At 72.9% G+C, this 14,666-nt stretch carries 9 protein-coding genes and 2 pseudogenes; 2 read left to right on the forward strand and 9 right to left on the reverse strand.

The annotated features are described in order from the left end of the window. From ADX84_RS23635 to ADX84_RS23655, 5 genes and pseudogenes are all read right to left on the reverse strand, one after another. Positions 1 to 570, reverse strand: a pseudogene (locus ADX84_RS23635) (glycosyl transferase family 2); the annotation flags it as partial. A 164-nt stretch (positions 571 to 734) separates the two neighbouring features. Then, positions 735 to 2,411, reverse strand: coding sequence for a glycosyltransferase family 2 protein (locus ADX84_RS23640; RefSeq protein ID WP_199776682.1), 1,677 nt, complete (start codon positions 2,409 to 2,411; stop codon positions 735 to 737). Beyond that, entirely contained in the window at positions 2,408 to 4,447 is a 2,040-nt protein-coding gene (locus ADX84_RS23645; protein WP_049579339.1) for a glycosyl transferase family 2, read from the reverse strand. The genes ADX84_RS23640 and ADX84_RS23645 overlap by 4 nt, the downstream gene beginning before the upstream one ends. A gap of 80 nt (positions 4,448 to 4,527) precedes the next feature. Beyond that, entirely contained in the window at positions 4,528 to 5,562 is a 1,035-nt protein-coding gene (locus ADX84_RS23650) for a class I SAM-dependent methyltransferase (protein WP_049579341.1), read from the reverse strand. 244 nt (positions 5,563 to 5,806) lie between these two features. Further along, positions 5,807 to 7,879 (reverse strand): acyltransferase family protein, encoded by a 2,073-nt coding sequence (locus tag ADX84_RS23655; protein ID WP_049579344.1) that lies wholly within the window; start codon positions 7,877 to 7,879, stop codon positions 5,807 to 5,809. A gap of 515 nt (positions 7,880 to 8,394) precedes the next feature. Here ADX84_RS23655 and ADX84_RS23660 point away from each other — a divergent pair. Next, on the forward strand, positions 8,395 to 9,009 hold the full coding sequence (locus ADX84_RS23660) for a superoxide dismutase (protein WP_017543865.1): 615 nt from the start codon (positions 8,395 to 8,397) through the stop codon (positions 9,007 to 9,009). Positions 9,010 to 9,107: 98 nt separating this feature from the next. Here the strand turns inward: ADX84_RS23660 and ADX84_RS23665 are convergent, their stop codons facing one another. Further along, positions 9,108 to 10,583: a PLP-dependent aminotransferase family protein gene (locus tag ADX84_RS23665; protein ID WP_082206739.1), complete on the reverse strand. Its 1,476-nt coding sequence runs from the start codon at positions 10,581 to 10,583 to the stop codon at positions 9,108 to 9,110. Between the two features lie 189 nt (positions 10,584 to 10,772). Here ADX84_RS23665 and ADX84_RS23670 point away from each other — a divergent pair, with 189 nt between their 5' ends. Then, positions 10,773 to 11,198: a DUF3291 domain-containing protein gene (locus ADX84_RS23670; protein WP_234004186.1), complete on the forward strand. Its 426-nt coding sequence runs from the start codon at positions 10,773 to 10,775 to the stop codon at positions 11,196 to 11,198. Between the two features lie 132 nt (positions 11,199 to 11,330). On the opposite strand, the gene fabI is transcribed toward ADX84_RS23670, so the two are convergent. From fabI to ADX84_RS23685, 3 genes and pseudogenes are all read right to left on the reverse strand, one after another. Further along, positions 11,331 to 12,128: an enoyl-ACP reductase FabI gene (fabI, locus tag ADX84_RS23675; RefSeq protein ID WP_017543862.1), complete on the reverse strand. Its 798-nt coding sequence runs from the start codon at positions 12,126 to 12,128 to the stop codon at positions 11,331 to 11,333. 172 nt (positions 12,129 to 12,300) lie between these two features. Continuing rightward, positions 12,301 to 13,005 (reverse strand): dethiobiotin synthase, encoded by a 705-nt coding sequence (gene bioD, locus ADX84_RS23680; protein WP_049579350.1) that lies wholly within the window; start codon positions 13,003 to 13,005, stop codon positions 12,301 to 12,303. Next, a pseudogene (locus ADX84_RS23685) lies at positions 13,002 to 14,401 on the reverse strand (adenosylmethionine--8-amino-7-oxononanoate transaminase). Before ADX84_RS23685 ends, bioD begins: the two are co-directional and overlap by 4 nt. Positions 14,402 to 14,666 lie beyond the last annotated feature (265 nt).

The raw sequence follows: 14,666 nt of genomic DNA on the forward strand, positions 1-14,666 counted from the left end.
GGAGACCTTCCGGGGCGATCCCCGAGTGCGGTTCGTCGGGACCGCCCCCGCCCGCGATCCGCGTGTCACCTTCCGCCCGCCCGTGGTTCCGTGCAGGACGCAGTCGAGTGCCTGCCCTGTCTCGACGGAGTTGGGAAAGAACAGTTCGCAGGTCCAGCCGCGTTTTCCCAGACGGCGGACGCGCATCTCCAGGAGGTCGTTCCACTCGTCGATGCCCGGCGGACTCGGGACGAGTGGGCCGTGGTGCCCCGGCGTGTCGGCGACCACCACGACCAGGTGGACGGTGGGGGGAAGGGCGTTGACGGTGACGAGGCTGCGGCGCAGGTCGGTGAGGCTGGCTGCGACCACCGCGACGAGCCCGACCGCCTCGGGCTGGCCGTCTCCGCCCACCCCGGCGACCTCGATCGGTTCCCCGAGGGGATGCGTGTCGAGGTCGACCGTCCGGTCGTCGGGGCGCAACCGCAGGCCGGAAAGCGCCTTCAGGGTCGACTCGTGGTCCCCGGTGTGGCAGAGGACCGCCACTTCGTCGCCGCGTGCGCGCAACGCCTGGCGTAGGACTGAGCTGATCATCGGCGACCCCGGGGTTCGGAGTGGGTGGAGGTGCGAACCGGTCCTGTCCGGTCACACCGCCCACCCTAGCCACTGGGGTTACACACGGTGACTTACCGTCACGGCGTGTCTGTCACGTGGACAGAACCACCCCGGCCCCGGGCCGCCACCCCGGTCAGCCGCCGCTAGCGGGCCAGCTTGCGCAGTACCCTCCGGGTCAGTCCGGGGGTGAACCAGCGCAGCTTGCGTTCGGCCCGCTCCGCCCTGGCCCGGAGGCGGTCGGCTTCCGCCAGGGCACGGTCCAACCGTCTCTGGATGACCTCCGGTCTCTCCTTGGGGGTGTCCTCGGCCCCGGGGCAGACCACGAAGCCCTCCCCCGGAATCCAGTGCGTCCCGTGGGTCAGCTCCACCACCCGGTCCAGATCCGTGCCGGTCGCCTCCGGTTCCAGATGCAGGGCGCGGGCATAGGCGGAGGCGCGTTCGAGGCGCAGGACCCCGTCGCCCCGGGTGGCGCCGGGCAGGGGCGCGCAGAGCAGTCCGGCGCCCTCCCTATCGATCTCCTTGACGAGGTCGCGCAGGGCGTCGGCGGCAGGGACGGCTCCGGCCCCCACGGTCAGGCGGAAGGTGACACGCGGATCGCGGGCGGGGGCGGTCCCGACGAACCGCACTCGGGGATCGCCCCGGAAGGTCTCCTGGACCAGGCGCGTGTCCAGGGCCTCCTCGTCGAGGGGGGATCGTCGCCCGTCGTCCAGTGAGTCCCAGGGGCCCACCATCCACAGGCGCAGGTCCGGGGTGGTCCCGGACAGCAGGGCCGACGCGGTGGCCTCGACCTCCTCCAAGGTGTGCCCCGTCGTGTTCAGCACGACGTCGACCAGCGGCACCTCCCACTGGCGTTCGGGGAGCTTGCGCCGCAGGTGGAAGTCGGGGACGCGGTTGGACACGTACGGCATCCGGTAGCGGGTGCCCGCGTCGCGCCGGGTCTGCATCTGGGAGCGGCCCAGGTGCCAGCTGCTGGTGTCCAGGTCCGGGACGAAGACCGCGCCCCGCTGGGCCACCCGGTAGGCGAACTCGGTGTCGCCGCCCAGGATGAGGGCGGCGTCCAGCCCGCCCGCCGCGTCGAACAGGGTCCGGTGCAGCGATCCGGTGGCGCCGATGAACACCTTGTAGGACAGGCGTCCGGCGGTGCGCAGCCGGTCGTTCCTGTTGATCAGCCGTTCCACCCAGTGCGGGTCGGCGGTCTCCCGGTCGAAGAGGGCCTCGGCGCGTCCGGCGGCCACCTCGTCGCGCACGTGCTCCGGGGTCATCGCGGCCGGGTCGAAGTCCACGAACATCTTGTGGCCGAGGGCGACCCCGTAGTCGATCTGGTGGTGCCAGCGCATCTGGGACTCCACGTGCTCGCGGTAGACGAGCATGTCGGCGTCCAGACGCAGGACCACCTGCCCGGAGGAGGAGGCGACCCCGGTATTGACGGCGTGCGCCGAACCCCAGCCGCCGGGCGCCGAGGTGACCAGCCGGGTGTTCTCCGGGCGCACCCGCGGCAGGGCGAGGGGTTCGGGTGACCCGTCGTCCACCACGACCACCTCCATGAGGTGCGCCGGGTAGCTCTGGGCCGCCAGCGAGGCCAGCACCAGCGCGAGCTTCTCGGGCTGGCCGTGCGCCGGGATCACCACACTCACCGACAGCGTGGGCGTCCACTCCCCCAGCGGCGGCGGGGTCAGCGGGGCGTAGTCGTTGCGGCGCAGCCGGGGCTGGCCGCCGAAGTCCACCGCGCCTCGCGGGAGCGGCTGCCCGGGGACGGTCTCCGGGCCCGTGGCGGGGACCGGATCCACGGCCGGGACGGTGTGTTCTTCGGTACTGGTCAAGGGTGTCCCCCCGTGTGCTGTGTGGTCACGGCCGGGCTTGCGGCTTCAGCGCCGCTCCCCAGAGGAGCGGGCTGGCCCTCGAGGAGGGAGCTGGGACGCCAGCCGGACCACTGTCGGGCGTAGTTGTGCAGGAAGTAGGCCATGTCCTCGGACCAGGTGTGTCCGCCGCCGGTGCGGCGCAGCACGTAGCCCAGCCCGTGGGTGCGGTGGACGCGGCCACCGCCCCGGGTGACGGCGATGAGCAGCTGGGTGTCGATGGCGCGGGGCAGCGGGCGGAACCCACCGGTCTCCTCCAGCACCACGCGGTCGGTGAGGATGGTGCCCCCGGCGATGAACCGGGTGGAGGTCTCGGACTCCCGGCTGCGCCAGACCGTGAGGTCGATCTCCTGGAGGAAGACGAAGTCCTGGCCGGCGCCGACCAGCTCCGCCCCGGAGTAGGTGCGGGCCAGGAGCAGGTCGGCGAGGTGTTCGGGGCCGTACCAGTCGTCGTCGTCCCACTTGGCGATGAGGTCGCCGGAGGCCCGGGCGACGGAGTCGTTGAGCACGGCGCCGAAGACCCGGTCGGCGGGTGCCTCGTGGACGACCAGGGGCAGGCCGGTGGACCGGTGGGCGTCGATCGCCGCGCGCACCTCGGGCAGCGACGCCGGGAATCCGTGCAGGGTGAGTACGGTCTCCGCCTCCACACCGCGCTGCCGGGCGATCTGGGCGAGGGCGAACCCCACCATGTCGGGGCGGCGGGTGCACAGGATGACGGAGACCCGGGGGGCCGGGGGCACGGGCACCCCCGCCTCGGCCGCGAGCGCGCGCCAACGCGAGCGCAGGCCGTGGGTGTACAGGGCCGCGCGGCGCAGGCGCACGCTGTGCTCCTCGCGGGCCAGGCGGTCGGACAGGTCGGCGTCGGTCGCGGTGTCGAGCAGCGCGGTGAGCGGGGCACCGAGCCCGGCGGCCCAGGTGGGGACCGGTCCGCTGACCAGCGGGACGCCACCGGCGGCGAGGGAGGCCACGGCACGCACGGCGGCGTGGGGGCCGCTGTGACCGGACCAGTCCACCCGAACGCCGCGCAGGTGGCGCAGCCGGGACAGGTCCACGTCCGTGACCGTCCCGTCCGGGGCGACCGTGACCAGTTCCTTGCGGCCATCGGCGATGACGGCGCGGTCGCCGCGCAGGGTGAGGTCGGCCAGCGGCCCCTTCTCGGCCTTGTTGAAGCCGGTGGGATTGACGGTGGACTCGTCGATGGGCGCGATCCACTGGACGGGGTCCGCGCCGGGCCGGTCGGTGGCCAGGAGCGCGGAGCGGGCGGCCCACTCGTGGCCGTCCGGGCCGGTCAGCGCCTCCCAGGAGTCGGTGCGGGTGGTGGTCCGGTCCAGGGCGGGCACGGTCGCGTCGGTCCAGGCGGGCGGGGCGGCGGGGCCGTGCACGCGCAGGGCGAGGTCGCCCACCGGGGTGACCCGGCGCAGCGGGACCGGCCCCTCCTGCGCCGCACCGTGGGCGCCCGTGTCGCCGGGCCGCCACAGGGCGGCCTCGGCGCCGTTCAGGGCGGCCAAGGGTGTGACGGCCGGGCCCCGGCGTCGGCCCCGGGTGCCGTGGAGGACCGCGTCCAGGACCGGGGCGGACTCGATCGCGTTGGGGAAGAACAGCTCGCACACCCAGCCCCGGCTGCCCACCCGACGCACCCGCAGTTCCTGGAGGTCGCGCCACTGGCCCATGCCGGGACCCACCGGGACCGGGGGCTCCTGGTGGCCCGGGGTGGCGACCAGTGCCACCACCACGTGCGCGGCGCGGGGCAGGTGGACGGCGGCCGTGAGGACCCGGTTGAGGTCGGTGGTGGTGGCGGCGACCACCGCCACCAGCCCCGCCACGCGGTCGTCGTCGAGGACGGGTTCGCCGAGGGGCCGGGCGTCCAGGTCCAGGAACACGTCGCCCGGTCCGGTGGACAGTCCGGCCAGTTCGGCCCGGGCGTCGGCGCCGGTGTGGCAGAGCACTGCCGGTTCCCTGCCACGAGCGCGCAGGGCGTTCCGAAGGACGGTGGTGATCATCGGGTGGCCTTCGAGGTCGGGCGGCGGCTGGGGGCTGGCCGCCGGGCGGTGTCGGGAGCGGGGTGGGTCACCGCGTCGGGTCAGGGGATCCGACGGGTGAACACGTGGGCGCCCTTCTCCGAGGGCTCCTCCGTACGGCGCAGGCCGAACTCGGCGACCCAGCGGTCCCCCAGCGCGCGCTCGTCGGGCCGGTCGGCGTCATCCAGGACGACCACGGCGTCGTCGGTGCAGTGCGTCAGCAGCGCCGGAACCGCCGGGTACCTGGCCTGCACGCCGGTGGCCTGGGGCGGCCCGTCCACGAACAGCAGTCCGACACGGTCCAGGCCGGTCAGGCGGGAGAGGTCGTACCACAGGGGCTGGGACTCGACCGGACCGTCGGGTTCGGCCCCGGCCAGCTCGGGCTTGACCTCGGTGAGCGGTGCGTGGCGGACCTCCACGACGTCGTCGAGGCCGTGCGCCGCGACCAGGTCCCGGCTGAGCTCCGCGTACCGCTCCTCGTGCTCGATCGCGACCAGGCGTCCGGTTCCCACCCGGCGCAGCGCGTAGCCGATCCACACGCTGGAGGCGCCGCTGCCGCACTCGACCACGAGTTCGGGGCGGTGGCGGTCGATCAGCCGGACGAGCAGGCGCAGAACGTCCGGTGACGCGGCCCAGCCGCGCAGTGCGGGCATGAAGGGGGCGACGTCCAGGTACTCGCGCAGCTCGGACCAGGCGACCTGCTGCTCGTAGTCGTGCCGGCCCTGGACGGTGACGGCCCGCTGGATCTCCCTGCTGGCCCTGGGCAGGGCGTGGTCCTGGATCCGGGCCAGCCGCTCGCCCACCCCGTCGAGGGAGCGGGTGATCTCCAGGCGGTCCTGGCCGAGCACCTCGGTGACCCTCCGGGTGTGACCGTCGACGGAGGCGGCCAGGGTGCGCATCGAGCGCCGGAGCGTCCACAGGCCCGCGCCGAGCGCGCACACCAGCCCGCCAAGCAGGAGCACGGCGGTGGCGATCACGGCCTCCGCCCAGCTCAGTACGGCCAGGACCCCGAATACCGACGGGAGGGCGAGCACGGTCAGGCCGAGGACGGCACCGATCGCGAGGAGGGGTTTGGCTCGGCGGCGGAGCGTGCGCAAGGGGGTCCTCCACGGGGGTCGCGTGGCAGCGGGAATCGGGGAAGATCCGGGCTTTATAGAGAAAGTCCCGGACACTTTCGACACTAACTCCTCAAAGCGCCCTCGGAGTTGTTCGCCGGGGAAATCGAAACCCGGAGGGGAATCAATTCCCCCGGCGTTCACCAACGCATCACCGTTGTTTCACGTCCGGACACTTCTGCGTCCGGACCCACGCGAAATCACCTCGCCGTCACCCGGCCCCGGGTCACCAGCCGGTGGCCGTAGCGAGGGCCTCCTCCATCGCCGGGCCGAGCGTGCGCGCGTAGGTCGCGGTGACGTGTGAGTGGTCCCAGAACACCAGGATGTTGCCGACCACCGCGTCGCATCGGCCGTCGGGGCACACCTGGTCGGTGAGGTCCATCAGGGTGACGTTGGGCGGCAGCTCGACCAGGGTGGCGGGGTCCACCTCGTCCTGGCTGGCCGAGACCGCCGACACGCACTGGTCCACCGGACCCGCCTCCACGCACTCCGCGCCCCTGTAGGTCAGCCGGGGCAGGTCCCGCAGACCGATCACCTTGATCCCCAACCCGTCCAGCCACTCCCACATCTCCAGGAATCCGTCGTGGACCCTCTCCGTGTCGAGTGTGGAACGGGTGGAGGAGGTCAGGACGGCGTCGGGGCGCAACTCCTCCAGTTCGGCCATCGCCTTGGCCTTCCACACCTCGCACTCGTCGAAGACCGCGCCGTCGCGGTGGTAGGTCTCGGTGCTGAACTGGCAACCGCTCTTGGTGAAGGAGACCAGCCGCCATCCCCGGGCGTCGGCGGCCGCCTGCACGGCCGGGTGCCAGTGGGCGACCCGCGAGGCGCCCACCATGGCGATGGTGCGCTCGGCGTCGGCGGGTCCGGTGTCGCAGACCACCAGCTCCTCCGAGGCGAGCGTGACGTGGCAGCCCTCCTGGTGGTGCCAGGACAGGTCCTGACGGGCGTCCGCCGGGTCCGGCCGGACCGGGACGTCGGCCAGGACCGCGGCCAGATCGGGATCCGTGACCACCTGGGCCCCGGGGTAGCTGTCGGCGTTGGCCAGTTCCTGGGCGCGCTCGGCCTGTTCCCGGTCGATGTGGCCGGTCCACAGCAGCGAGGCGGCCAGCACCGGAACGATCAGCGCCGCGGCGACCCCCGACGACCACGCGGGGGTGCGTCGGGCGACCGGGCGGGTGAAGCGGTCCAGGCCGCCCTCCACGAAGCGGTGGGTCAGCCAGGCCAGGAACAGGGACGCCCCGAAGACGCCGAGGCCGCCGAGCGGTGTGGCCAGGGAACGCCCGGTGGCCTCCAGGTAGCAGACCAGGACCGGCCAGTGCCACAGGTAGAGGGAGTAGGAGAGCCTGCCGATCGCGGTAAGCGGCCCCCAGGTGAGCAGGCGGTCGGCGCCGTGCGGGCTGCCGGTGGTCCCGGCGAGGATCACCAGCACGGCGGCACCGGTCGGCCACAGGGCGACGTAGCCGGGGAAGAGCGTGGACACCGAGAGGAGCAACCCGCAGGAGACCAGGGCGACCAGGCCGAACCACCCCAGGAACACCCGCAGGCGCAGCGGCAGCTTCACCCGGTGGACGACCAGGGCCAGGATCCCTCCCAGGGCCAGTTCCCAGAGGCGGGCGCCCGTGTCGAAGTAGGCCCAGGCCTGGTCGCGGGCGGTGACGGAGACCGAGTAGCTCAGGGACAGCGCGAACACCGCCGTGACCAGGGCCAGGACCGTCACACGGAACGGCAGCCGCAGCCGTGTGGCCGCCAACACCGCGAGGGTGACCAGGAGCGGCCACAGCAGGTAGAACTGCCCCTGGATGGACAGCGACCAGAAGTGCTGGACCGGGCTGGGCGCCGCCTCCCTGGCCAGGTAGTCCACCGCCGCGTGGGCCAGGGCCCAGTTCTCGTGGTAGAGCGCGGCCGCGCGGACCTCGTCGAGGACGTCGCCCCAGCGGGAGCGGGGCAGCCACAGGTACGCCGCCGCCATGGTCGCCGCCAGGACCACCGCCATGGCGGGGACGAGGCGCCGGAACAGCCGGGCCCAGAAGGCCGCGAACCTGACGTGTCCCTCCCGTTCGACGCTCCGGACCAGGGAACCGGTGATCAGGAACCCGGTGAGCATCAGGAAGACGTCGACGCCTCCGGAGACCCGGCCGAGCCAGATGTGGTAGACGACCACCAGGAGGACGGCGACCGCGCGCAACCCCTCGATCTCGGGCCGGAACACACCGGCGCGGCCCTTAGCGCGCATGTCGTCGGGAAGGGACGGGAAGGAGGCGGCCCTCGCGGCGAGAGCCTTGGAAATGGACGTGTGCATGAGCGGCGGCGGCCTCGGAGTGCTAGGGAGACTGTGCGCCGAACGAGGCGTCTGAACGGGTTCCGTCACTCGAATTCGGCGCTGCATTTTCGCCGTTCCCGATGCCCGCCCGGTGAATGGCGGGCCAACTCCCGAACAACGTCCTCCGGCACACCCGTCGAGCGGGTCTCGGACAGCCCGGCCAGGTTAGGACGGTCGGATGCCGAACCCCGCCTCCGGCGCATTTCGGGAGGTTCGTGAACAAGCGTGATGGTTTGTGCTTCGGGCGCGCGGGAAGGCTGGGGGAAGGCCTGAGCGGACGGGGGTGCGCCGGGCCCGTGTGTGTCGGCCCGGGCGGAGTCCGGGCCGTTCCACGGGACCTTCGGCGGTAGGCCCCCGGCGGCCGTTTATTCCCGGCGCCGAGTGTAAAGAGCCTGACATCGGGTGCTCGGCCGCCTGGCTGATAGCTTGCTGACTAGAGCGATCCCATCGCTGTAAGCCCGAAGATTCGCGTCATTTGGAAAGGTGCGTCAGAGATGTCTGCGCCATACTCGCTTCCCGAACTGCCCTACGACTACGCGGCCCTGGAGCCGTGGATCTCCGGTCAGATCATGGAGCTGCACCACGACAAGCACCACGCCAACTACGTCTCCGGCGCCAACACCGCGCTGGACAAGATGGCGGAAGCCCGTGAGGCCGGCGACTTCGGCACCGTGAACCTGCTCCAGAAGAACCTCGCGTTCAACCTGGGCGGCCACGTCAACCACTCGGTGTTCTGGAAGAACCTCTCCCCCGAGGGCGGCGACAAGCCCGAGGGCGAGCTGGGCGCGGCCATCGACGACCAGTTCGGTTCCTTCGACGCCTTCCGCGCGCACTTCAACGCCGCGGCCACCGGCATCCAGGGTTCGGGCTGGGCGATCCTGGCCTGGGACGCCCTGGGTCAGCGTCTGATCATCGAGCAGCTGTACGACCAGCAGGCCAACATCGCCATCGGCACGCAGCCGCTGCTCATGCTGGACATGTGGGAGCACGCCTTCTACCTCCAGTACAAGAACGTCAAGGGCGAGTACGTCAAGGCGTTCTGGAACGTCGTCAACTGGGCCGACGTCCAGGAGCGCTTCGCCGAGGCCCGCAAGGTCCAGCTGGGCTAGTCATCCGTGCCCGCCGGTCGTCGACCGGTCGGGTGGGAACGGCGGAGGGCGGCACCGTGAGGTGCCGCCCTCGCTGCTGTCCGGGGTCCTCCAGCAGGTCAGACCACCAGGGCGTCGGGGTGGACCTGGACCGGACCGTGCCGGTCCAGCTCCCGCCACGAGCGGACCAGGCGCCACACCAGTTCCTCCCGGGTGGCGCGGTCGTAAGCGAAGGGAAGCCGGAAGTACTCGTCGTGGCGGCCGTTCTCCGACGCCGACATCGCTGGTCCGGGGACCAGCTCCACACCGTGGGAGAGCGCGACCTGCGCGAAGGCGCGGGCACTGGTCCCGGGCAGGTGGACCCACAGTGCCGCGCCGCCCTCGGGGGTCCGCCACCGCCAGTCGGGCAGGTCCCGCCGCAGCAGGTGTTCCACGTGGGTCAACGCCTCGCGGAGCTGGTCGGACCGCTCCTGGGCGAGCTGGGCGTAGCGGTCGACCAGGCGTACGCCGACCGCCTGGTCGAGCAGGGGGCTCGCGAGGTCGGCCAGCACCTTGCGGCGGCTGAGCCGGAGCGCCATCTCGGCGGGGGCGCGCAGCCAGCCCAGGCGGAGACCCGCCCAACCCACCTTGGACAGGGAGTCGACGGTCACGACCTCCGCCCCGCGCGGGGCGTGGGCCGCCAGCGGCGCCGGCTCGTCGTCGGCCCGCAGCCCCGTGTACGCGCTGTCCTCCAGGATCGGCACCCCGTGGCGGGCCGACAGCTCCCCCAGTTCCCGACGGCGGGCCGCGGACATGAGTGTTCCGGTGGGGTTGTGGTACGAGGGCATCACGTAGAGCAGGTGCGGTGAGGTCTCCGCGAAGGCGCGGCGCACCCCGTTGGGGTCGATCCCCTGGTCATCCAGGGGGACGGGGTGGATCCGAGCGCCCCGGTCCCGGATGAGGTCGAGGCAGCCCGCGAAGCTGGGGTCCTCGGCCACCACCGGGGAACCCTGGCGCAGGTACAGCTGGGCGACCAGGGCGACGGCCTGGTGGGCGCCGGTGGTGACCACGATCTGGTCGGGGTGGGTGGGCAGGCCCTGCCGCTCGTAGTAGCGGGCGATCGCCTCGCGGAGGGCCGGGAGTCCGCGCGGGTGGTAGTTGCCCTCGGCCATGAGGGCGGGCAGGTCCTCGGCGGTGACCTCGCGGATGGCCCGTTCGACACCGGCCAGGCCGGGGGTGCGCAGGCACGAGGCGGAGATGAGGTTCTCGTCGGTGTGGAGGAGGTTGCGGTACACGGGGTTGCCGGTGCCGTTGGAGCTCCACCCGTCCGAGCGCACCGGCGCTCTCGACCCGCACACCCGGGTACCGCTGCCCTGACGGCTCTCCAGGACCCCATCCGCTCGCAGGTGGTCGTAGGCGGAGACCACGGTGGTGCGGCTGACGCGCAGCGCGGAGGCCAGGCCGCGTTCGGAGGGCAGGCGCTCGCCGGGGACCAGGGTGCCCTGGTCGACCAGCCCGCGCAGGGCGTCGGACAACCGCCGGTGGAGGGCACCGTTCCCGGTGGACCAGGCGCCCAGGGAGTCCACCAGCTCGTCCGTGCGTCGAACAGGGTCCATTTTCGGCTCCATTGGCTCTCCTCGCTCACGCGTCGGACTTCGATACTGGCATCAGTTGCACCGAGTCCACCAGAGCCGGAGTGGACCTCGCTTCCGGGGTCCAGTGAGTCGGGAGGCCCCATGCGTACCCTCTTTCCCACCCAAACCGTCCACCGCGCGGCCGCGCCCGTGAGAACCCTGAGGCACCGTGTGTCCACGGCCCAGGGCGGGCGCGGTGCGGTCCTGGTGGAGTCCCGCACGCTGTTCGGCGACCCCCGCCACCTGCCGGTGCTGGTCGCGGCGCTCCGCACCCTGGCCGAGGACCACCCGGGCCACCTCGGCGAGGTCCACTTCTCCGACGAGGGGACCGCCGTGCGCGTGGTGAACCGCTGGCGCTCCGCGGCCGACCTGCGCTCCTTCGTGGAGCGGGCCCACGACGACCTCCTCGTCCACCGGGTGGCGACCGGTCGTTTCCCCGAGGTGGAGCGGGCCCTGTGGTGGTCCTGCTCCGCCACCGTGATCACGCCGGAGCAGGTCGAGGCGCGCACGGCCCACCTGCGCTCCCACGGCCCCGGGCCGCGGGCCTTCACCCTGGGCTCGCCGGTCCCCGCGCCCGAGCCGGACCCACGGGTCTGAGGGTGTCGGATGAGCGGTCGGGCCCGGGTGTGGGCCTTCGGGTCAGCCGAACCACCGACGAGACCGGACCCGGCCGTCACGGTTGACGGCCGGGCCCGGTGATCCCTCCCGCGCGCCCCTCGTGGCGCGGGATCAGGCCGGGGTGGGGCCCGGGGTCGGAGCGAGCGGGGCGCCCATGGCGTGGTAGCCGCCGTCCACGTGCATGACCGTGCCGGTGACGGCGCGGGCGGCGGGCGACATCAGGAAGAGCGCGGGGCCCGCCACCACGGTGGTGTCCTTGGTGTCCCAGCCCAGCGGGGCGTGGCCCGACCAGGAGTCGGCGATCTGCGAGAAGCCCGGGATGGAACCGCCCGCGAGGGACTTGATCGGACCCGCGGAGATGGTGTTCACGCGGATGCCCTGCGGGCCCAGGTCGCGGGCGAGGTAGCGGGCGGAGTTCTCCAGGACCGCCTTGGCCGACCCCATCCAGTCGTAGACGGGCCAGGCGACGCTGGCGTCGAAGGTCAGGGAGACCACTCCGGCGCCCTCGGGCGCGTTGGCGAGGAGGTCGCGCAGGCCCACGGTGAGGGCGGCCAGCGAGTAGCCGGAGATGTGGATCGCCTTCGACACGTCCTCCCACTCGGTGTTGAGGAAGTTGCCGCCCAGGGCGGTCTCGGGCGCGAAGGCGATGGCGTGGAGCAGGCCGTCCACGTGGTCCCAGTGCTCACCGATCGCCTTGGCCGTGGCGGCGATCTGCGCGGGGTCGGTGACGTCCATGGGCAGGACCGCGACCGGCTCCTTGGGCAGCCGCTTGGCGATGCGCTCGCAGATGGAGAAGGCACGGCCGGGCGGGTTGGTCAGGATCACCTCGTGGCCCTGGTTCATGGCCTCCTCCGCGATCGCGTAGGCGATGGAGGACTGCGTGGTGATGCCGGTGATGAGCAGGTTCAAGGGGTCCCCTGGAAGGCGGTGTTCGGGCTGGCAGTGGCAACGTATCGGCGCGCGGCAGGGTGCGTCTGCCGTGGAACGGCACAAAGAATCGGCCGCGGCCTTGAAGGGGTCCGCCAGTGGAGGCGGCGGCGGGGCGGCTGCGGAGCGGCGCCGTACCGGTCCGCGCCGGGTCTCAGCGCCGCTCCAGCGGGGACCACGTGCCGCCGAGCCCCACGCCCAGGGATCGCCGGGCCACCGTGGTGAACGTGCCCGGGGCCAGGGCGCCCATGCCGGAGGGCAGGACGCCGGAGAGCGGTCCGGCCCCCATCTCGGGCAGGTCGGTGAGGTTGCAGCGCATGGCCAGGTCCGGATCGCGGGGCCAGGACCCCACCACGACCCCGGCTGGGACGAGTCCGCGTGAACGCAGGGCCTCGGCGGTCAGGGCGGTCGCGTTGAGTGTGCCCAACCGGGGGTCGGCGACCAGCAGCACCGGGGCCGCCAGGAGTTCGGCCACGTCGGCCAGGGTCTCCCTGTCCTTGTTCAACCGGACCAGGAGCCCTCCGGCGCCCTCCACCAGCACGAGGTCGTGGCCGCGCGCGAGGTCGAGGGCGCGGTCAGCCACCTCCCAGGCAGCCGGGCCCACCCCTCCCGCGCGGGAGGCCGCCGTGGCGGGGGCGAGCGGTTCGGAGAAGCGGACCGTCTCGGCGGTCGTCGCCCCGGGGACCAGCCGCGCGACGGTGCGGGCGTCACCCTCCTCGTCGGGTCCCACTCCGGTCTGGACGGCCTTGAGCACGGCCACGCGGCGCCCCCGGGCCACCGCCAGTGCCGCGACGGCCGCCGTGGCCACGGTCTTGCCCACCTCGGTGCCGGTGCCGGTCACCACGAGAACGGACGTCACCGGTCCCCCTCCGTGTCAGTGCTCGCTCGCGAACCCGGGGGCTCGGCGCGCTCCTCGTCTTCGGGCCCCGGGGCCTCCTCCCCCAGTGAGGCCTCGGCCGCGGCGACCATCCCGGCGGCGATGTTCGCGACCTCCTCCTCCGTGCACACGTAGGGCGGCATCGCGTACACGTGCTGGCGGAAGGGGCGCAGCCACACCCCGGCAGAGACCGCCGCGCGAGTGGCCTCGCGCACGCGCACCGGACGGTCCAGTTCGACCACACCGATCGCGCCGAGCACCCGCACCTCCCGCACACCCGGCAGGCGCTCGGCCGGGGCCAGCCCCTCCCGGAGCCCGGCCCCGATCCGCGCCACGTCGCCCCGCCAGTCGCCCTCGGTGAGCAGTTCCACCGAGGCCAGCGCGGTGGCACAGGCGAGCGGGTTGCCCATGAACGTCGGCCCGTGCGCGAGCACCGGGACCTCTCCCCCGGCGATCCCCCGCGCCACCCGCCCCGTGCACAGGGTGGCGGCCAGGGTCATGTATCCGCCGGTGAGCGCCTTGCCCACGCACATGATGTCGGGGACCACACCGGCGTGGTCGGCGGCGAACAACTCCCCGGTGCGCCCGAACCCGGTGGCGATCTCGTCGAACACGAGCAACAGCCCGTGCGTGTCCGCGATCCGTCGCAGTTCCCGCAGGTAGGCGGGGCTGTGGAACCGCATCCCGCCCGCGCCCTGGACGACGGGTTCGACGATGATCGCGGCCAGTTCCCCCGCGTGCTCCCGGGCCAGGTCCTCGAATCCGGCGACGTAGGCGGGGTCAGGCGGGGCGTCGAACCCCGCGGGCGGCTCGGGAGCGTGTACCTGACCGGGCAGGACGTCGCCCCACAGCGAGTGCATTCCGCCGTCGGGGTCGCACACGCTCATGGCGTGGAAGGTGTCGCCGTGGTAGCCGCCCCTCCAGGTGAGGAACCGGCGGCGGCCGGGGGAACCGGTGGACCGGTGGTACTGGAGGCACATCTTCATGGCGACCTCCACTGACACCGAACCGGAGTCGGCGAGGAAGACGTGGTCGAGGCCCTCGGGGTGATCCGTACGAGCGTCTCGGCCAGCGCGGCGGCGGGCGCGTGGGTGAGCCCGCCGAACATCACGTGGCTGAACCGGTCCACCTGGGCGTGCACCGCCGCGTCCAGCCGCGGGTGGCGGTAGCCGTGGATGGACGACCACCAGGACGCCATGCCGTCGACGACCCGGTGGTGGCGGCCGTCCGACCACAGGTCCAGGTGGACGCCCCGGGCGCCGGTCACCACGTAGGGCGTCTCGGCGGCGGGCACGGTCGTGTACGGGTGCCACAGGTGCGTGCTGTCTGCGGCTCGGACCTGGGCGGGGTGGACCGTCTCGGTGCTGGTTCGCGACATGGTGACCCATTGTCGCGCCCGCGTGGGGACTGGCGCCCCGTACGAGTGAGCCAGGAATCCCCACCGAATCTTTGTGGGCTTTCACCGGTGACCGTGGAGCCGCGAACCGGCAGAGTCGTAGACGCCTCCCTGGCACCGCAAGGGACGGGTCGCCCCAGCGGGCTTGGCCGCCGCTGGGTCGACCCGCCAGGGCCCGCGTTGCCCGGACCGGCACCACGGCCACTTACCTCGTGCACAAGGCTTCTCCCCCGCCCCGTGTCCTCCA

The sequence above is a fragment of the Nocardiopsis sp. SBT366 genome, from assembly GCF_001083815.1.
Taxonomy (GTDB): Bacteria; Actinomycetota; Actinomycetes; order Streptosporangiales; family Streptosporangiaceae; genus Nocardiopsis; species Nocardiopsis prasina.

Coding starts and splice junctions, on each gene's coding strand:
- ADX84_RS23655 (WP_049579344.1), bottom strand. CDS start 7,879: ATGCACACGTCCATTTCCAAGGCTCTCGCCGCGAGGGCCGCCTCCTTC.
- ADX84_RS23665 (WP_082206739.1), bottom strand. CDS start 10,583: ATGGACCCTGTTCGACGCACGGACGAGCTGGTGGACTCCCTGGGCGCC.
- ADX84_RS23660 (WP_017543865.1), top strand. CDS start 8,395: ATGTCTGCGCCATACTCGCTTCCCGAACTGCCCTACGACTACGCGGCC.
- ADX84_RS23645 (WP_049579339.1), bottom strand. CDS start 4,447: ATGATCACCACCGTCCTTCGGAACGCCCTGCGCGCTCGTGGCAGGGAA.